This is a genomic window from Sphingobium jiangsuense, from assembly GCF_014196495.1.
In the GTDB taxonomy this organism is placed as follows: domain Bacteria; phylum Pseudomonadota; class Alphaproteobacteria; order Sphingomonadales; family Sphingomonadaceae; genus Sphingobium; species Sphingobium jiangsuense.
The window spans coordinates 188,871-208,307 of sequence record NZ_JACIDT010000005.1; the positions used below are offsets into that span (position 1 = coordinate 188,871).

14 protein-coding genes are annotated in these 19,437 nt (G+C 66.4%); 7 read left to right on the forward strand and 7 right to left on the reverse strand.

Annotation, left to right across the window (positions count from 1 at the left end; genetic code table 11):
* Positions 1-77: 77 nt before the first annotated feature.
* Together GGR43_RS09050 and GGR43_RS09055 are read left to right on the forward strand one after the other, a co-directional pair.
* Positions 78-1,109, forward strand: coding sequence for a cupin domain-containing protein (locus GGR43_RS09050; protein WP_188071649.1), 1,032 nt, complete (start codon positions 78-80; stop codon positions 1,107-1,109).
* Between the two features lie 35 nt (positions 1,110-1,144).
* On the forward strand, positions 1,145-2,395 hold the full coding sequence (locus GGR43_RS09055; protein WP_188071650.1) for an aminotransferase class III-fold pyridoxal phosphate-dependent enzyme: 1,251 nt from the start codon (positions 1,145-1,147) through the stop codon (positions 2,393-2,395).
* Positions 2,396-2,549: 154 nt separating this feature from the next.
* Here GGR43_RS09055 and GGR43_RS09060 read toward each other — a convergent pair whose 3' ends face one another.
* On the reverse strand, positions 2,550-3,110 hold the full coding sequence (locus tag GGR43_RS09060; RefSeq protein ID WP_188071651.1) for a 2,4'-dihydroxyacetophenone dioxygenase family protein: 561 nt from the start codon (positions 3,108-3,110) through the stop codon (positions 2,550-2,552).
* 253 nt (positions 3,111-3,363) lie between these two features.
* Between GGR43_RS09060 and GGR43_RS09065 the strand changes: the two genes are divergently transcribed.
* The 3 genes from GGR43_RS09065 (at position 3,364) to GGR43_RS09075 (ending at position 8,418) form a co-directional block, all read left to right on the forward strand.
* Positions 3,364-4,458 carry a LacI family DNA-binding transcriptional regulator gene (locus GGR43_RS09065; protein ID WP_188071652.1) on the forward strand — a complete coding sequence of 365 codons (1,095 nt, stop codon included), beginning with the start codon at positions 3,364-3,366 and terminating at the stop codon, positions 4,456-4,458.
* 276 nt (positions 4,459-4,734) lie between these two features.
* Positions 4,735-7,053: a TonB-dependent receptor gene (locus tag GGR43_RS09070; protein WP_188071653.1), complete on the forward strand. Its 2,319-nt coding sequence runs from the start codon at positions 4,735-4,737 to the stop codon at positions 7,051-7,053.
* An 84-nt stretch (positions 7,054-7,137) separates the two neighbouring features.
* A complete protein-coding gene (locus tag GGR43_RS09075; RefSeq protein WP_188071654.1) occupies positions 7,138-8,418 on the forward strand; it encodes an MFS transporter in 1,281 nt (426 codons plus the stop codon).
* Positions 8,419-8,422: 4 nt separating this feature from the next.
* Here GGR43_RS09075 and GGR43_RS09080 read toward each other — a convergent pair whose 3' ends face one another.
* From GGR43_RS09080 to GGR43_RS23525, 6 genes are all read right to left on the reverse strand, one after another.
* Positions 8,423-9,172, reverse strand: a complete 750-nt coding sequence (locus GGR43_RS09080; protein WP_188071655.1) for an HpcH/HpaI aldolase family protein — start codon at positions 9,170-9,172, stop codon at positions 8,423-8,425.
* Positions 9,173-9,253: 81 nt separating this feature from the next.
* Positions 9,254-10,768 carry a tannase/feruloyl esterase family alpha/beta hydrolase gene (locus GGR43_RS09085; protein WP_188071656.1) on the reverse strand — a complete coding sequence of 505 codons (1,515 nt, stop codon included), beginning with the start codon at positions 10,766-10,768 and terminating at the stop codon, positions 9,254-9,256.
* Entirely contained in the window at positions 10,768-12,522 is a 1,755-nt protein-coding gene (locus GGR43_RS09090) for a CocE/NonD family hydrolase (protein ID WP_246343450.1), read from the reverse strand. Before GGR43_RS09090 ends, GGR43_RS09085 begins: the two co-directional genes overlap by 1 nt.
* A 9-nt stretch (positions 12,523-12,531) precedes the next feature.
* Positions 12,532-14,079, reverse strand: coding sequence for an alpha/beta hydrolase domain-containing protein (locus GGR43_RS09095; RefSeq protein ID WP_246343451.1), 1,548 nt, complete (start codon positions 14,077-14,079; stop codon positions 12,532-12,534).
* The gene (locus tag GGR43_RS09100) at positions 14,079-16,751 is read right to left on the reverse strand and encodes a TonB-dependent receptor domain-containing protein (protein ID WP_188071657.1); all 2,673 of its coding nucleotides are present in this window, start codon (positions 16,749-16,751) and stop codon (positions 14,079-14,081) included. Before GGR43_RS09100 ends, GGR43_RS09095 begins: the two co-directional genes overlap by 1 nt.
* 239 nt (positions 16,752-16,990) lie before the next feature.
* Entirely contained in the window at positions 16,991-17,488 is a 498-nt protein-coding gene (locus tag GGR43_RS23525) for a MarR family winged helix-turn-helix transcriptional regulator (RefSeq protein WP_188071658.1), read from the reverse strand.
* A 142-nt stretch (positions 17,489-17,630) separates the two neighbouring features.
* On the opposite strand from GGR43_RS23525, the gene GGR43_RS09110 reads away from it, so the two are divergent.
* The gene (locus tag GGR43_RS09110; RefSeq protein WP_188071659.1) at positions 17,631-18,134 is read left to right on the forward strand and encodes a TRAP transporter small permease subunit; all 504 of its coding nucleotides are present in this window, start codon (positions 17,631-17,633) and stop codon (positions 18,132-18,134) included.
* Positions 18,131-19,435: a TRAP transporter large permease gene (locus GGR43_RS09115; RefSeq protein ID WP_246343452.1), complete on the forward strand. Its 1,305-nt coding sequence runs from the start codon at positions 18,131-18,133 to the stop codon at positions 19,433-19,435. The genes GGR43_RS09110 and GGR43_RS09115 overlap by 4 nt, the downstream gene beginning before the upstream one ends.
* Positions 19,436-19,437 lie beyond the last annotated feature (2 nt).

The window sequence follows — 19,437 nt, forward strand, 5'->3', positions numbered from 1 at the left end:
CGTAAAAGGTTGGGCTTGCGTTGTGACGCTGCTTGTCTTAGCAGCATTGCATTCGAATGCAACATCAGGAGTCAATCGTGACCGAATGGACCCAGGACGCGATGAACGCGCGCCTCGTGCGATATGCCGATCTCGTCCCCTGCCGGACGGCGTTCATCGATACGCGCACGCCCGGTTCGACCGAGAAGGAAAATTTCACGATCATCGGTCCCGGCGTCTCCGAAAGCGCGGACCAGTTCGTGCACATCACCGAGAAGCACGGCTTCAACGTCGGCGCGGCGCGCCAGCCCTTCGGATGCGTCAATTCGCAGCACAGCCACGAAACGGCCGAGGTGTTCGTCGTCCATTCGGGCCATTGGCGCCTGCTGTTCGGCCCCAATTGCGAGGACGGATCGCTGGAAGTCGGCCCTGGCGACGTCGCGTCGGTTCCCATCCACATGTTCCGCGGCTTCGAAAAGATCGACGAGGGCAAGGGCTTCCTGTTCGTCGTGCTGGGTGAGGACGACCCCGGCAAGGTGACGTGGGCGCCCGCCGTGTTCGAGGCCGCCGCCGACCATGGGCTGAAGCTGGTGAAGGGCGGGCGCCTCATCGACACGTCCGCCGGCGAGTATGAGCTGAAGGACGTGGAACTGGAGGAAGGGCTGGACGAGGCCGCGCTGGCCGATCTGCGCACCCCTCCGCTCGAAAAGCTGGGCGAATGCGTGCTCGCCGCGGGCGAAGGCGAGGCCAATCCCGAATCGCCGCTGGCGGGCGAGGGCGTCGCCGAATATGGCGTCATCGTGCCCCGCCGCACGCGGGACGGCTTCGCGCCCGGCCCGATCAAGGGCTGGTGGCCGCACGGCTTCAACCTGCGTCGCCTCGTCCTCCAGACCGGCGCCTATGTGCCGATGCATGCCCGGCACGAGGCCGAGGTGCTGTTCGTGCAGGAAGGCACGGTCGAGGTCCGCTGGGAGGACGGCAGCATCGTCATGGGCGCGGGCGACACGCTGACCGTGCCGGTCGGCCTCGCCCATTCGTTCCGCAACACGGCCTCGGTCCCCTGCACGCTGTTCGTCGTGCGCGGCACCGAGGATCCCGCCATGCCCAGCTTCGCCTCTCCGGCGCAGTAACGGGCAGGCCAATCATTCCATCCGGGGAAGCGTTCATGTCTCATCTGGTCGACCATATTTCGAGCAGCGCGCGGGTGCTGCCGTCGCTCGACGGCGAATATCTCGGTATCGCGCGCGCCTCCGGGCCGTGGCTCTTCGGCGAGGACGGCAGGCGCTATGTCGATACCGCCATGGGCTATGGCGGGTCGATCCTCGGCCATGCGCATCCGGCGGTGGTCGAGGCGTCGGTCGCGGCGGTCCGCAACGGCTCGCTGCCCGCCTTCCGCCATGCGGGAGAGGAACGGGCCGCCGCCGCGCTGGTCGAGCATATGCGTCCGCTCGACAAGGTGATCTTCACCAGTTCCGGCAGCGAGGCGGTGCATCTGGCCTGCCGTATCGCCCGCACCGTGACCGGCCGCGCGCGCGTCGCCAAGATGGCGGCTGGCTTCGACGGCTGGCTGGACGAGATCGCGTTCGGCAATGTCGGCACCGCCGAGGCGGACTTCGCGGACGGCGCGCGGCCGGGCAACGAAAAGACCACGCTGCTGCGGTTCAACGATTTCGAGGATGTGGAGCGGCTGTTCGCCGAGCAGGACGATATCGCGGCGATCATCTATGAGCCGATGCTGGCCAATGCCGCCTGCCTGATGCCCGCGCCCGGCTATCTGGAGCATGTGCAGCAGGTCGCGCGCCGCCATGGGGCGCTGCTGATCGCCGACGAGGTGCTGATGGGCTTCCGCCTGCACGCGGGCCTGACCAGCCATTTGTTCGAGCTCGATCCCGATATCGCGACGGTCGGCAAGGCGATCGGCAGCGGCATTCCGGTTGCGGGCGTAGTCGGCAAGGCGGCGGTGATGGACGACTTCCATGCGGCCAAGGGGCTGCGCGGCGGTACCTATGCGGGCAATCCGCTCGCCTGCGCGGCGGTCGAGGCGACGATGGCGCAGCTCGACAGCGAGGATTATGCCGCGCTGGAGGCGACCGGCGCCGCGCTGCGGCGCCATATCGGCGCGGCGTTCGCGGAACAGGGGATCGCGGTTTCGACCAGCGGCTACGGCCCGGTGTTCAGCCTGTGGTTCGCCGCCGAGGCGCCGCGCGACTATGCGCAGGCGCACCGGCTGGCCGACGGCGCGCGGGCGACCGCGCTGCACCTGGCGGTCCGCCGCCACGGCGCGCTGATCATGCCCTCGCCCTATGGCCGTCTCTACACCACCTTCGTCCATGACGCGGAGGCGATGGGCGTGCTGTCCGACGCATTCACGGCGGCGGCGGAGGCGTTGGCGGCAGAGGGGCTGGCGGCGGCGTGAACCATTTCGTCATGCCAGCGCAGGCTGGCATCTTCCTCGATAGTGCGCAGCCAAGCCTCTAAAGATGCCAACTGCGCTGGCATGACGAGGATGGAAAAAAAGGGCGATCCCACCGGGGTCGCCCTTCTCAGTTTCGGGGGTCGTCCGCAGATCTTCAGCGCATGAACTTGTTCACATAATCCGCGCCGAGGCCGATCTTCTCATAATGGGCCTTGGCGGCGGCTGCCTTGGTGAACACGTCCTCGACGCCCAGCGGCGTGCCGAACGGGTCGACATAGATATAGGCGCCGCTGACGTGGAACAGAGTCATCATCTCCTCGACGCCGTCGGGCACGACCAGCGTGTGGACCTCGCCCGGCGGCTCGGTGGCGTAATCGCCCGCCTCGGCGACCCAGTCATGTTCCAGATAATGCCATTTGCCGCGCAGCGTGAACGCGTGAACGGTGCCGACATGGCGGTGGCGCGACAGCACGCCCGATTTGCGCACGCGCAGGATGTTGACGAAATAGCCGTTGCTGACGCTGAACAGCAGCGGCTTGAACGCCACGCCCTCGGCCTGCGGCACCCAGTCCGCCTCATTGTCGAGGTCGAGCGCGCCCTTGACGATGAATTCGGGCATGCAGCCGAAGGGCTGCGGATATTGATAGGGGATCTTGGACCGGTCCGGCTGCAATACCGGGGCGCGATGCCGTTCGGCATCTTCGGCAAATAGCATCTTGGTTCTCCTCTTTTCTCACCGGCTTTTTCGCCGGCGCCTATGTCGGCATGAATCCCCGCGAAGGAACAAGGGGAGCCGTCATGACCTCAATGTCTTATTGCATTCGAATGCAAATGTCATCCGTCAATCTGCCGATCAGGGGCTTTCTTCCTGTGCCGGATCGGATATGGCGGAAGGAGCGGGTGGTGGGGCGATGCCTTTCGTCCTCCCCCCGTGCGAAAACTATGTGTGAAACAGGATTGGGGCGATCATGGCGAGGCAGGGGCGGACACGGAAGGAAACCGGCGCGGAAGAGACCGGAGCAACCGGCGCGGCCGCGTCGCCGCGCCCGGCCAATACGCCCCGTACGGGACGCCGCGTCACCTCCTATGACGTCGCGCGGGAGGCGGGGGTTTCGCAGTCGGCGGTGTCGCGCTGCTTCGCCGCCGGCGCGAGCATCGCCCCGGCGACGCGCGAGCGGGTGCTGGAAGTGGCGCGGCGGCTGGGCTATGCGCCCAATGCGCTGGCGCAGGGGCTGATTTCCGGGCGCACCAATCTGGTCGCGCTGCTCATCACCAGCCTGACCAATCGCAACTATCCCGAGGTGCTGGCCGAGCTGACGCGGCGGCTGACGGATCGCGACATCCGCGTGCTGCTGTTCACGCTCAATGCCGAAAGCGAGGTCGACAGCGCGCTGGACCAGCTGTGGCGGCACAGCGTGGATGGCGCGATTTCCGCCGCGCATCTGTCCGACGACCAGCTTCGCCTGTTCGCGCAGCACCGGGTGCCGCTGGTCCTCTACAACCGCGTGGCGGACGGAATGCCCGCCGCGTCGGTCAGCTGCGATTCGGTCGCCGGGGAACGCGAACTGGTCGGTCGCCTGCTGGCGGCGGGCCACCGGCGGTTCGGCATCGTCGCCGGGCCGGAGGACAGCTATGTCGGCGAGGACCGCCGCCGCGCCGCGCTGGCCCGGCTGGAGGAGGCGGGGATCACCGGCGTGCCGGTGGTGCGCGGCGATTTCAGTTATGAGAGCGGCGCGGAAGGATTGCAGGCGCTCATGGCACAGGACGGCAAGCTGGAGGCGGTGATCTGCGTCAACGACATGATGGCGATCGGCGCGATCGACGCGGCGCGCGACCGGTTCGGCCGCACCCTTCCGGATGACCTCTCGATCGTCGGCTTCGACGGCTCAGGCCCGGCAAGCTGGTCCAGCTATCGCGTCACCTCGATCCGCCAGCCCGTCCGCCGGATGACCGAAGCGGCGGTGTCGATGTTGGTCGAGCGGATCGAGGATGAGAAGGCGACGGTGGAGCGCCGCCTGTTCGCCGGGGAACTGATCGAAGGACGGTCGGCCCGACTCGGCTGACGCCGCACCTCGTTGTAAGCGCATTCGTAATCACCATAGCGGTGGATAACTACCGTTATGTTACCAACTATATTGCGATATTTTCTCGTCGTTCCCGGCTAGCTGGAAGAAAATTCCTGTAAATACAGTCATATAATGAAATTTCTCTCCAATCCCCTGTCCATGTGCACGAATGAATTCGAATGCAAAATTTTCTGGACAGCGCCTCGCCGTCTTGATACGCCTTGCGTCACAAGGCCGAGGAGCAGGCCGACAGAAAAGAGAAGGGAACAGGGAATGGGTGGATTGAGATTCTTTGGCGCGTCCGCGCTCGCCATCGCGCTGTGGACGCCGGGCGCGATCGCGCAACAGGCCGCTGCGCCGCAGGCCGCCGAAGCCGTCGTCGACGGGGAGATCATCGTGACGGCCCAGCGCCGCAACGAACGCCTGGTCGATGTGCCGATCGCCATCACCGCCGCCTCCGCCGAGGATCTGAACCGCGTCCGCATCACCGACGCCAGTCGCCTCCAACTCGTTGCGCCGGGCCTCACCTGGGGCTCGCAGGGCGCGGACGCCTTCCCGGCCGTGCGCGGCGTGCGCACCCAGCTGGTGAGCGCGCAGAGCGATCCGGTCATCGGCTATTATATCGACGGCATCTACCAGAGCCGCACCCAGCAGCAGAGCTTCCCGCTGTTCGATATCGGCCGGGTCGAGGTACAGCGCGGCCCGCAGGGCACGCTCTACGGCCGCAACACCTTCGGCGGCAATATCAGCGTCGTCACCGCCCAGCCCACGGACGAACTCGCGGCGGGCCTCAACGGCCAGATCGGCAATTACAATCTCGGCCGCATCGACGGCTTCGTCAACCTGCCGCTGGGCGAGAAGGCGCAGTTGCGCGTGTCGGGCATCCATGTCGAGCATGAGGGCTATGTCCGCTCGCTGACCAATCCCTCCATCGACATCAATGACGAGAACCAGGATGCGGTGCGTGCCACGCTGCGCCTGCTGCCCACCGAGTCGCTGGAAGTGACGCTGACCGGCGCCTATTGGGATCGCCATGAAAATGGCGGCGGCGCCTATGGCTATCGCATCGGCGGCACGCTGATCGATCCCGTTACCGGCCAGCAGTCGATCAATGGCGTTCCGGTCGCGGTGAACCCGACGGTGCGTAACGGCACCGCCTTCGTCAACGGCGTCGATGTCGGCGTTCCGGTCGCGGGCAATGCGTGGCAGAATGAATGGGACTACACGCCCTTCCTCACGCTGAAGGAATATTATTTCACCGGCCAGATCGCCTATGATGCGGGTCCGGTCGCGCTGAAGTCGATCACCGGCTATAATAATTTCCGCGCCAACCGCAGTGCCGACCTCGACCAGAGCAGCGTCGTCTTCCCGGCGGCGGGCGTTTCGGGTGGCTTCTCCGGCTCGGGCTATCAGGCGGCGAACACCGGCGTCGAAACCTTCAGCCAGGAATTGCAGATCGCGTCCAACGACAAGAGCAGTCCGCTCGAATGGATCGCCGGCCTCTATTATTTCCACGACAAGATCGCCGAGAATTACAGCCAGGTCTACACCGCGCCGTCGGCCACCGCGCTCAGCACCCGCTCGCGCACGCGCATCAACACCAAGGCCTATGCCGCCTATGCGCAGGCGAGCTATGCGCTGGTGCCCGACAGGCTGAAGGTGATCGGCGGCATCCGCTATTCGGAAGAGACCAAGGGCTATCACATCACCAACTACACCGCGCCGGTGGGGACGGAGGATTTCGCCACCCAGACCCCGGCGCAATCGAGCGGCGATCCCAAGTTCAAGAAGGTCACGTGGCGCGGCGGCCTCGAATATAAGGCGACGCGCAACAACATGGTTTACGCCACGGTATCGACCGGGTTCTCTTCGGGTGGCATCAACAATAATTCCAATAATCCGCTGGTACCGGAAAGCTATGATCCGCAGACGGTGACGGCCTATGAAATCGGCACGAAGAACCGGTTCATGGGTGGGCGTCTCGCGGTCGATCTCAGCCTATTCTACAATGATTTCAAGAATCTGCAGATCACCATCCTCGATGCGGTGACCAACATCTCCTATTATGCCAGCGCCGGCGCGGCGCGCAGCTACGGCGCGGAGCTGGACGTCAAGACGATGCCGTTCGACGGCTTCCACATCGATGTGACGGCCTCGCTGCTCAACGCCAAGTTCACCGAATATCTGCGGCCCAACCCCTTCTATTCGGCGACCAACGGCGATCCGGTGCAGGTCGACCTGTCGGGCAAGCGGGTGCCGATGTCGCCGAAGCTGAAGACCACGACCAATGTCTATTACGACATCGATCTGGGCGACAATGGCAGGCTAACGCCGGGCGCGACCTGGCTCTATTCGACCAGCTATTATTCGACGGACTACAACACCGCGCTGGACCGGCAGAAGGCCTACAGCCTGTTCGACGCCAGCCTGCGCTGGACCACCGCGTCGGAGAAGTTCTTCCTCGAAGGCTATGCCAACAATATCGGCAACAAGGCGGTGCTGTACAGCTCGACCGTCGGCAACCGGGCGCGCATCCAGCAATCCTTCGGCCCGCCGCGCACCTACGGCCTGCGCGCCGGCGTGAAATTCTGATAAGCAAGATAGGATGCGGCAAGCGGCGTCATCTCGCGGGACATATCCTGCGAGGGGCGCCGTTTCCGTTCGAGGAGCGAGGACATGAGCAGCAGCGCGGCCGTGGAGCGGGAACCGATCATCGCGAGGGCATCGGCGGCGGCGGAGCCTGACGCCGGGAACTATCCCCCGACGATCCGCGCCGTCCTCGCCTTCGCCTTCCTGCTGGTCGCCGAATTCTTCTACGGCTGGGCGTGGAACACGGTGGACGTGCTGCGCCCCTGGCTGCGCGACAGCCTGCACCTGACGCTGACGCAGGCCGGGTCGGGCTATTCGGCGCAGGGGGCGGGCGCGCTGATCGGCGCGATCGTCATGGGGCAACTGGCCGACCGCTTCGGCCGCCGCAACATGCTGGTCGTGGTGATGATCGGCTACGGCCTGTCGCTGATCGCCGGGGTGGCGGTGCAGAGTTACGCCCATTATCTGGCGCAGCGCTTCGTGCTCGGCCTGTTCATGGGCGGGATATTCCCGATCGTCGTCGGCATCTACACGGGCCTTTTTCGCAGCAATGTCGGCGGGCGGCTGGCGAGCCTGATCAATGCGGTGTTCAGCAGCTCGATCGTGATGCTGGGGCTGGCGTCGGGCTGGCTCGCCGGGCACGACTGGCAATTGCTGCTGTGGATCGGCGGGGTGCCGCCGGTGCTGCTTTCGGTCATCGCCTGGTTCGCGATTCCCGCTTCCTCCGACGGGGGCGGGCCGACGCGCAGCGGCACGAAGCTGCCGATACTGGAGCTGTTCCGGCCGGGCCTCAGGAAGCAGACGCTGCTGCTGGCCGCATTGACCGGGCTCAATTTCTTTTCCTATCAGGCCTATAGCGGCTGGCTCACCACCTATTTGCGCGACATTCGCGGGCTTTCGGCGGTCACCATCGGCGATCTCGTCGCATGGCAGTTCGCGGCCAATATCATCGGCGGCTTCGTCTGGGGCTGGGCGGGGGACAGGCTGGGCCGCCGCTTCAACGCGCTGGGCTTCCTCGCGGCCGGGCTGGCCATCGGCGTCTATCTGGCGGTTCCGTCCCACCCGCTGTGGCTGGGCGTGATCGGCGCCGTCTACGGCTTTATGCTGTCGGCGAGCGTGATCTGGGGGCCATGGCTGACCGAGCTTTACCCCTCGCACCTCAAGTCGACCGCCGCGTCGATCTTCAACTGGGGCCGGATCGTCAGCTTCTTCGCACCGCTTATCACCGGCGCGCTGGCCGACCGGTTCGGGCTGGGGCTGTCGATGGGCGTGTCGGCGGTGACGTTCGCCATCGCCGGGCTGATCTGGCTGAGCCTGCCGGAAACCCATCCGCGCCCGTTCCTTGGGCGCGGACGGGTGAAGCGGTAATCCGTCAGGCGCGCCCGCGGTCCAGCAGGTCCGCCGCGCCCGCGAGCAGGAAGCTGTGGTCGGAGCCGAGCAGGAACAGCGACGCGCCCCTCGACGCCCAATAGGGCACGTCCTCGATCCGCGCGAGGAACATGCCGACCGGGCGGCCATGCCGCAGACCGGCGGCGCAGACCGCCTCCACCCCGGCGAGCACACGCGGATCGTCCTGGCTTTCCGCGCCATAGGCGACGGTGAGGTCGACCCGTCCGACGAACAGCGCGTCGATGCCGTCCACCGCCGCGATCTCGTCAATGGCGTCGATCGCCTCCGGGTCCTCGATCTGAGCGATGACGACGGTGCGCTCGGCGCTCGCCTGCCTGTGCGCGGCCATCGGTCGGGTGGTGTATCCCGCCGCGCGCGACGACCCGGCATAGCCGCGCCCCCCCGCGCCATAATGGCTCATCCGCGCCAGTTCCCGCGCCTCTTCGGCGGAGCGCACATGCGGCGCGACGATGCCGGTCGCGCCGCAATCCAGCGCGTTGAGCACATGTTCGGGCGAGAGGGCGGGGGTGCGCACGACGACATCCTTGTCCGCCGCTCGCGCGGCGGCGACGCAGGCATCGATCGCGAGCCGGTCGAACGGCGCATGCTCGGCATCGATGCACAGGCAGTCGAGCCCGGTCAGGCCCAGCACCTCGACGATGATCGGGGACGGCGTCTTGACGAAAGTGCCGATCAGCCGGTCGCGCTTCGCGAGCCGTTGCTTCAGCGTCATGCTCTTCTCCTTGGCAGAAAGCTCTGCCGCGTCCCTAGCATGATCGTTTTTGCATTCCAATGCAAAGGCGCGAATGCGGCCCTATCGGCAGGAATAGCTTTCGCCGCGCCGGGGGTCGCCCCTGCCGCGATACCGGGCGGTCTGTGGCCAGGGGCAGAGCGGGCGTTCTGCCGTCACCTTGCCTTCCTCCCGCTTCACCGAGAGGATCGGGCCCGGCGCGACGCCGCTGTCCAGCCATAGTTCGAGCGCGGAGAGCATGTCATGCTCCGGTCGCCGGTCCAGCCCCTCGCCGCCGGTCGCGCCGAACAGGTCCGGCCCGGCCCCGCCGACGCAATGCTCCATGCCCGGCACCATGTAGAGGCGCAGGAAATCGGAGACGTCACCGTCCCTGCCCATATGCCGCGCCACCGTGTCGAAATAGGCGAGGGTCGATTGCGCCAGCACCAGCGGATCGGCCCAGCCCTGATAGAAGATCAGCTTGCCGCCGCGCCGGCGAAAGGCGCCGAGGTCCGGATTATCGGCATGCAGGTTCATCACCTTGTCGATCGCGGGCAGATCGTCGGCGATGCGGAAGGTGGAGGCGTCCCAGTCCGGGTCGCGATGCACGCCCTGACCGAACAGCACCGTCGCCAGATAGGCCGGCCCTGGCGTGAACGGTTCGGGCAAGGGCGTCGCGCTGACCGGCACGCCGGGCAATATGCCGTCATCGATCCGCTTGCCGTTCTCGTCATGCAGCGGGCCGTAGAGGCGGCGCACCAGCGCGATCTGATCCGCATTCAGGCACTCGCCCTTCCCGCCCGGCTTGCACAGCAGCGTGCCGATGTCGAAGCGGCAGGCGGCCGGATTGGCGACCAGCCCATCCTTGATGCCGTCATCCCCGTCGCACGCCGCCACGCCGCGCCGCGCGACCAGCGCCCAGTCGGCCTGCGACATCAGCCCGGCATGCTTGCGATGCTCGATCATCTCCCACATCCGCCGCGCGCTCATTTCCGGGGTGTTGACGCCAGGCGCGCCCACGATGATGCCGTCATAGTCGCCGGGGTAGCGCTGCGCCTCGGTCATCGCCTGCCGCCCGCCACCCGAACAGCCGACGAACAGCGCGCGGTGCAGCGGCTTGCGGTAATGCGCCGCGATCATCGCCTTGACCTTGACCGCCAGCAGATGATTGGCGCGCTCGGCATAGTTGACCGCGCGCATCGGGTCGCCGAGCAGCCAGTTGCGATCGGACGCCTTGTGCCCGGTATCGGTGCTGGCGCTGGCATAGCCGCGCGCAACGCCGCGCGCCAGTTCGCGATAGTTGAAGCTGCCAGCCTGTCCGCCGACCCCGCCGGTCAGCAGGCGGCCGTTCCATTCCGCTTCGGGCGGCAGCCACAGCTCGAAGCCGATTTCCTTCTCGATCACCCCCTCGACACGGCAGAAGGCGGCGTCCACCAGCGGCGCGCGCGTGTCCGGCGAGGCGAAGCCGCTGTTCGCCGCGATGGGTGTCGCGCTGACGATGCGCACATCCTCCACCGCCAGCCGCTTCACATCTCCGCAAGGATCGCCGCCGCCCGCCAGCGCGGCGGCAGCGGCGGCGAGCAGGGCGACGAGGCCCATCAGCGGCCCGCGGGAATGACCGGGATCGCAACCGAGGACGGCCGCGCCGGATCGGAATAGAGGGTGATGCGCGGCGGCGTCGCGATGTCGCGCGCCCGCTCGCGATGGTCGGAGCCGGTCAGCGTGATCTGCATCCGATGCCCTTTGCGAAAGACATAGGAGGTCGGCATCATGTCGAAGCGCAGGCGGACAGCCTCGCCGGGTTTCAGCGGCTGCGCGTCCTGCGCATAGGCGCGGTGCCACGGAACGCCCTCCGGCATCGTCCAGGGCGCGGTCGCTTCCTTGCGCAGCGACGCCTTGAGGCGGCCTTCGGTCACGACGGTGACGCTGCCGTCGGGCGCGACATCCTCCAGATAGGCGAAGATATTGGCATCCGGCTGGTCCGACGCGATCCACAGATCGGCGATCGCATTGCCGGTGACCTCGGTGTCGGCGGCCAGCGCCGGTCCTGCCATGCTGGCGCCGGAACCGGCGACATGGCAGGGCTGCACCCGCGACCCGCTGCCCGCATCGGGGCAGGCGACGTCATAGCGGGCGGTGAAGCTGACGGGCCTGGCCCTGGCGGCGCGCGGGGAGAGCGCCGCGCCGTTCAGGAACAGCGGCTGCATCCGCGCCTGGGGGAGGGGCCATTGCGCGGTGGCGCGCCATTGCGTGCCCTCCGGTGCATTGACGGTATAATAATGGATCGGCGCATCCTTATCGATGCCGGTGTCCACGCCCTTCAGATGGCGGTCGAAGAAGCGGTGCATCTCCTCCAGCAGCGTGAAATCGTCGCTGTCGCAATGCTTCCACGGGCCGATGACGACGCGCGATCCGGGGACATTGGCATGGGCGATGAACGCCTGGTCGCGCAACTCGTCGCGCCAGCCGCCCTGAATATAGAGCGGCACGCCGGAGAGGCGGATCTGCTCGGCATAGCTGGCCGCGCTGCCTTCCGCCCAGAAGCGGCTGGCGACCAGCGACGACCAACTGTCCCGGTAGGGAAGCTGCTTCCACATCTCGAACAGCGGGGTGGACAGTTGATGCTCCTCCGCCGCCTCGCGCAGGATCGTCTTGCCCTCGTCGCCATCGACGGGCGAGAGCTTCATGTCGTCCTCGACCGTGCGGGTGGGGCCGGTGCCCCATTGGGCGAAGATGCCGCCGCGCCGGAACGCATCATATTTGTGCCAGGAAAAGCAGCCCGCGAACACGGCGGCGAGCGCGGGCGGGCGCATCGTCATCACATGCAGCGCGGCGTCGCCGGTGTTGGAGCAGCCATAGACGCCGACCTTGCCGGTGGACCAGGGCTGGCGGGCGAGCCATTGCGTCATGTCGAACGCGTCCTGCGCCTCGTTGCGGTCGTGATAGCCGCGCCGCACGCCGGTCGACTGGCCGTTGCCGCGCCGTGCGACCTGCACCACGACATAGCCGTGGCGCACCAGTTCCTGCACCCGGCGGAAATCGCTGACCCGACCGCCCGCACCGTCCGAGGTCTGCTGCGAGATGGAGAGAGTGTGGTGCCAGATCACCGGAAAGCGGCCCTCGACCAGTTTGCCGCCCTGCGTCGGCCGGTCGATCCGCACCGCCAGCCGCACGCCGTCGCGCATCGGCACATAGAGCGAGGAGGAAGATATGCCGTCATAGGTGGCCGCAGGCTGGTATCGGGCGAAATCCGCCTCGGCCGGGGCGGCCGCCGCGCTCGCCACCGCGCCGATGCCCGTCATCGTCACGGATAGCGACAGGGCGCACAGGGCCAGGGCGAACGGCTTCATCATGCTTCTTCCTTATTTTCCGAATTGAACGGCAGCCTGCTGCCGGGTCAGCGCCTTCAGACGCACGGCATCCTCCGGCAGCAGCCAGCGCTGCTTCACCATCGTACCGATCGCCGCGTCGTAGCGCCGGATATAGGCGGCGGCGGAGCCGTAGCGGGCCTTGAGCGTCGCCGCGTCGATATTCTGGCGCAGGAAGATCGGCCGCCCGGTTTTCGCGACGCAGGCGGGCAGGTCGGTCCCGGCATAGGCGCCGTAGGAGGCCAGCGGCGCCGCGAATTCCGCCACCGGCATGCCGCCCAGCGGATTGCCGCTGCTATCGCGGGCGATTTTGCCGTCGGCGGTCCATTGCAGCTGCGGCGCATGGGGCGGGGGCGTGCCCTGCTCGACCCAGCGGCGCAGATTGTCGAGCGCCGCCCGCGCCAGCGCGCCATGGGGCACGTCGCTGACCGGCAGCGGGCAGCTGTTCCCGGCCTCCTCGCCGCGCACCTGTGCGACCGGATAACCCTTCGCCGCCAGCTGCACCATATTGGCGCGGCGCTCGCGCGGTGGATTGCCGTCCACCAGGCTCGATCCGTGGATCACGCCGCCCAGTTCGTAGAGCCGGTGCGCGCCGGGATTCGCATCGCTGTCCGGTTTTTGCGGCCCCGGCCCGGTGGCGACCTCGAACTCGGTCAGGAACTCGATCACCGGCACGTCGATCGCGCGCAGGTCGCGGCGCGGATCGTCCTTCTTCACCGGCGCCTCTTCGGAATTGAGCGGCACATAGCCGCCGCCGTTCCAGCGCGAGGAAATGCCGATCAGATAGCCGTCGAACACCGGCCTGCCGTCGGCCAGCCGCGCCCGGTCGTGAAAGCCTTCGTTGATGAAGGTGCGCTGCACGCTGCCGGTGAAGGACCAGCCGCCGACGAAGATGCGCCGGACCTTCAGGCCCTTGAGCGGATTGTCGGCCCGGTCGCTGCGCAACAGCGCGCCGAGATCGGCCATGACCTGATAGCGGATGCCGTCCTCTTCGGGCCAGTCGATCGGGCGATAGCGCTCCGGGTCGAACCAGTGCAGCACCTGGCTCTGCGCATTGGGGACCGGCCCCTTTTTCGACGTCGCCCGCGTCGGCGCGTCGTCGCCCAGACCGGCCGCGACATAGATGTCGCCCCGCGCCATCAGATAGTCTGCCGTCGCCAGCCAGTGGCTGGTGCCGCCCTGCGACGGGTGGATCGGCTCGAAATGCACGATCCCGCTGAATTTCGCGGCCGATCGCGGCCGCCGGACGATGATGCGCGTGCCATAATGCACATCCTTCGCCAGCGCCGCGAGCCGGCCGGAAGGATCGTGGCGGAACGCGTCCGCCGTGCCGTGGAGGAAATATTCCTCCTCGACATAGTCATGGGCGGCAAGGTCGATGACGGGCAGGGCGCCCGGCACCGTCGCGGCGTTGTAGATGTGGCTGGTCGCCGTTTCCGGCACCGGCCCGTCCACCCGGTCGATGCCCGCGAAAGCGGGAACCGATGCCGTCAACGCGATCAGGGCTGTCGCCAGCCGCCGCGCCTTGCCGCCCATGCGCATCAGAAGCTCTTGCTGAGCGAGACGGCGATGATGCGGCCGATCGCGTTGGACGCCTGCGGGTCGAACCCGCCGCCGCCGCCATTGCTGGTCGGCGCGAGATCGACGAAGGGCGGATCCCGATCGAACAGATTCTGCACGTCGAGCCCGATCTTCACCCCTTCCGTGCCCGGAATGCCGGTGTTGCCGAGGTCATAGGCCAGCCGCAGATCGACGGTGGTGTAGGATTTGATCTTCTCCACCGGCGTCACATAGGTGTTGTTGTAGCCATTTTGCCACGCCACCGCGATGCCGGCGTCAAACCCGCCATTCGACCAGTTCACCGTGCCGCGCGCGCGCCATTTCATCGGATAGTCGATATTGTTGGCCTGATCGATGACCGGCGCCGTTGCGGTCAGGCCGACCTTATAGGCGAAGAAGTGCGTGCCCCGCAGCGAAAAGCGGAAATCGCCCGCATTGTCCGTCCGCACCGGCACGACGAGGCCGAAGTCCAGACCGCGCGTGATGGTGACGCCCTGATTGGTCGACCGTCCATCGACGAAAAGCGTGGAGGCGAGCGCGTTCGCTTCCGTGCCGCCATTGACGCGCAGGCCGGATGCGACGAGATCGGCGATGCGGGTCTGCGCGGCCGCGCCGCGGGTGATGATGGAGCTGAAGAGGCTTTCCTGACGCAGGATGTTGAGGTTCGACAGGAAGCCCGCGATCTGCCCTTCATAGACCAGGTCGAAATAATTGAGGCTGAATTGCGCGCCGGGCAGGAAATCCGGCGTATATTCGGCGCCTACCGACCAGGTGCGCGCGGTTTCCGGCTTCAGGTCCAGATTGCCGCCCGAAAGCGCCACGCCCTGCACCGTCGTGCCCGCGGTCGGGTCGAAATAATTCTGGATGTAGAGCTGGCTGCCGCCCGCGCTCACCAGATTGGTCAGCAGCGGCGCGCGGAAGGATTCGCCGTAGCTGCCGTGCAGCTTCAGGTTGCGAACCGGTTCCCAGTTGATGCCGATCTTCGGGTTCTTGGTGGTGCCGACATCGCTATATTCGTCGATGCGGCCGGCAAGGTCGAGTTCCAGCTTGCGGAAGCCCGGAATGGCGTTTTCCTCGCCGAAGATCGGCACCAGCACTTCAAGATAGGCCGATTTCACGTTGCGGCCCAGGCGCTGATCGGTGCCGGTCTGTTCGCCGCGACGCCCGCGCACCTGCCCGGTGCGCAGCTTCAGCTTGTAATATTCGGCGCCGACCGCCAGCTTCACATCGCCGCCGGGCAAGGAAAACAGCGAGCCGTTGATGCTCATCTCGGCCGCGCGCATCTTGCTGCGGCCGTCGGTGTCGGTGACGTTGTTGAAGATCGCGTCGATGACGCTGCGGCTGTTGACCGACGTGCCGAAGGGGTTGAACGCGGTCGCGGGATTGCTGCTCGCCAGCGCGGCGGTCAAGGCGGCGGAATCCGTCTGGCCGCCCACGCTGTACACATGGTCGTGATTATAGCCGACGGTGCCGTAGAGATCGATCTGCCAGTCGCCGAACAGGTCGGCGTTGATCCCGGCCGTGCCCTGTATCGACTTCGACACGATGTCGGACGTGGAATAGGGGCCATAATCGTTGACGAAGGAATATTGCACCGTCTCGCTCGCCGGATTGGTTCCGGCGGGGGCGACGAAGAAGGCGTTGCTTCTCGGCACGGTCAGGTTGACCGCCGCCACCTGCGACCGGCGCAGCATGTCGCGCCGCGACGCATAGGCATCGGCATAGAAGCGGATGCCGTCGCTGATCTCCTGATCGAAGGTCAGCGTCGCGCTGTTGAGTTCCTGCTGCGGAACGAGGTCGATATCCTTGAGGTTGTCGCACTTGTTGACCGTGCCGGGGATCAAGGTGCCCGGCGTCGCGCCCCCGGCGGGGATCGCATGGCTGACGCCGCCGACCACGACATTGCCCGGCGCGCACTGGGTCACGCGATAGTCCGCCCCGCCGCGCGAGGTCAGGTCCGCGCCGTAGAAGTCGCGATGGGCGCCGCTCAGATTGCTGCGATAGGTGTGCTGGAAGGCCGCCGTGATCTGGCCGGTCGCCCATTTGTGGCCGGCGATGAAGCCGATCTGGCTTTCCTTGTAATGGTCGGCCATGCCGTGCTGCACCTCGATCTGCGCGCCCTGATAGTTGCGGCGCAGGATCAGGTTGGCCACGCCCGCGACCGCATCCGACCCGTAGATGGCCGAGGCGCCGTCGGGGATGATCTCGACGCGTTCGAGCGCGAGGGTCGGGATGGTGGACGGGTCGATGGTGGCGCCCACCGTGCCCTGCGGCACGGCGCGGCGGCCGTTGATGAGCGTCAGCGTCGCATAGGGGCTGACGCCGCGCAGGTTGATGGAGTTGCCGTAGACGATGTTGCTCGCGCCGCCGGTGCCGCTGCGCGACGTGTCGGACACGCCGTAGTTCAGCACCTGCGGGGTTTCCTGAAGGATGCGGATGGTCGTGGTGGCGGCGGACTGGTCGATTTCCTCGCGCCCGACCGCGACCAGCGACGAGCCCACCGGCGCGACGCCGCGGATGCTGGTGCCGGTGACGATGATGTCGGAGGTCGAGCTTTGCTCCGCGGCCTCCTGCGCGATGGCGGGAACGGCCGACAGCGCGCAGGCGGCGATGGCGATGCGGGAAACCGGACGACGAAGGATATTGCGTGACATATATGCACCTCCCAACCCGGCGCTGGGCCGGGGTCTTATCATTGGCGATGGGCCAGCCGCGAAGGGGAAGGAACAGCAACAGCCCCTTTTTCAGGGGCGTGGTATCGGCCTCTCCGTCACGCGGCGGCGTTTTCGCCGTCCATGAGCGCATTGCTCGCGCTCTTTCAGGGACGCGACGATAATGAACTTAAATCGTGGATAATGTCAACTATCGTTTTAATATACGAAATTGAAGGGCATCACAACGGTATCCCCTTCTGGTCGAACGCCTGGTACATCCGGTCCAGAAGCTCGCGCAGAAGGCCGAGTTCGGCCCTGGAAAGCTGGTGCAGCACGATGTCCTCGGTCCGGGCCATGATGTCGAACAGCTCGTCCAGATAGGTCTGGCCAGCATCCGTCGCGAACAGCGCATGGCGGCGGCGATCGGTCTGCGACCGCTTGCGGACGGCCAGCTGCCTTTTTTCCAGTTCGTCCACGATCTGCACGGTAATCGACTTGTCCAGCCCGACCGCGCCGGACAGTTCATTCTGCGAGATGCCCGGATTCGCGGCGATGATCGCGAGCGAGGAGAAAAGGCCCGATCGCAGGTTCCGGTCCGCCGTCGCAGCGGCGAAATCGCGTGAGAGCTGATTCTGGATGCGCCTCAGCCGGAAGCCGATGAACTCATCGAGTCGGCCAAGCTGTATTCCTGTTTCCGGCCCCTGATGGCCCGGCTGTTTCCGTCCGCTCTGCGTCACAAAATACCCGATCGATCTAAATAGTTTTATTGACAGATTGTTGAATTAATCTACTATATATGACTTCCTAGGTCATTAGACGGTTGAACCGCAGGGCTGTCAATAAGGGGCTGTTCCCCGGCCCGTGTCGCAGGAGAGGAAAGTGCACAACGATCTGGATGCTGGCGAAGAGGCGCCATCGACCCCCGAAGGGGAAAGCGTCGCCGCGCGCGTCGCCTTTCTGATTGGCGGAACGGGCCTGTTTCTAGCCATGGCGACCGACGCCATCGCCGTGCTGGGCCGCCATACCGGCTTTGCCCTGCTGGGGTCGATCGAGGTGGTGCAGGCCTGCATCGTGCTGATCGCTTCTTCCGCCATGGTGTTCGCGACGCTGAAGGGCGCCCATGCCGCCGTGCATATCCTGACCGAGCGACTCGATCTGGCGATGGTCGCGCGGCTCGCCCGGCTTTCGGCTGTCCTCTCGGCGCTCATGTTCCTCATCCTCGCCGGCGGATGCCTGTGGCTGGTGGCCGATCTCTGGTCCGGCGCGGAGCGCACCGAACTGCTCCATATCCCGATCGTGCCGTTGCGCCTGCTCCAGATCGTCGCACTGCTGTTCATCGCGGCGCTGTTCCTGCGCACGCTGTTCCGCCGGGGGACGCGATGACCCCTGAGCTTATCGGCCTTCTCGGCATAGCGGCGCTGCTCGTGCTGCTCGCGATCGGCGTGCCGATCGGCGTCGGCCTCGCGGGTGTCGGCCTGCTGGGCCTTGCCGTCCTGATCTCGCCGGAGGCGGCGGTCATCAAGGGCGGCGTGATCGCCTTCGAAACGGTGATGAAATATGAGCTGGGCGTGCTGCCGCTGTTCCTGCTGATGGCGCATCTCTGCTTCGCCGCCGGGGCGAGCCGCGACTTCTTCGATGTCGCCGCGCGCTTCGTCGGGCATCGCCGGGGCGGGCTCGCGCTCGCCTCGATCGCGGGCTGCGCGGGCTTCGGCGCGATCAGCGGCTCCAGCCTCGCCACCGTCGCGACGGTTGGCTCGGCCGCGCTGCCGGAAATGCGCCGCGCCAACTACCAGCCCGGCTTCGCGGCCGGAGCGCTGGCGGCGGGCGGCACGCTGGGGTCGCTCATCCCCCCGTCGGGCGCGCTGATCGTGTTCGGCATCATCGCCGAGCAGTCGATCGGCAAGCTGTTCGCCGCGGCGATCATCCCCGGCCTCAGCCAGGCTTTGTTCTACATGGTGGCGATCGGCATCATGTGCTATTTCCGCCCGGCGCTCGGCCCCAAGTCCGCGCGGGTGGGCTGGCGCGACCGGCTGATCGGCCTGGGACGCATCATCGACATATTGCTGCTGGTGGTGTTCGTGATCGGCGGCCTGATGATCGGCTGGTTCACCCCGACCGAGGCCGCCTCGGTGGGCGTGGTCGCCGCCCTCGGCCTGTGCGTGCTGCGCGGCGCGTTCAACCGCCGGGCGATCGGCGACGCGGTCGCTTCCACGCTGCGCACGGCGGGCATGATCTATGTCGTGATCATCGGCGCGATCCTGTTCGCCAGCTTCATCAGCGTCACCGGCATCGCCGACGTGATGTCGCAATGGGTCCGCGACATGCACGCCAGCCCCGTGCTCGCGATCGTCTTCATGGCATTGCTGCTCCTCCTCCTCGGCTCCTTCCTCGACGGGCTGGCGCTGATGCTGCTGACCACGCCGATCTTCCTGCCGATCGCGGTGGAACTGGGCTACAGTCCGATCTGGTTCGGCATCTTCCTGACCCGCGCGATGGAGATCGGCTTCGTCCACCCGCCGCTGGGCCTCAACGTCTATGTGATACAGGGCATAGCCAAGGACATACCGCTGGGCGCGATCTTCCGGGGCATAGTCCCATTCCTCGTCGCCGATTTCTTCCACCTCGCCCTCATCATCGCCGTGCCGGCGCTGACTCTGTGGCTGCCCAGCGTGACGGGAGGCTGATC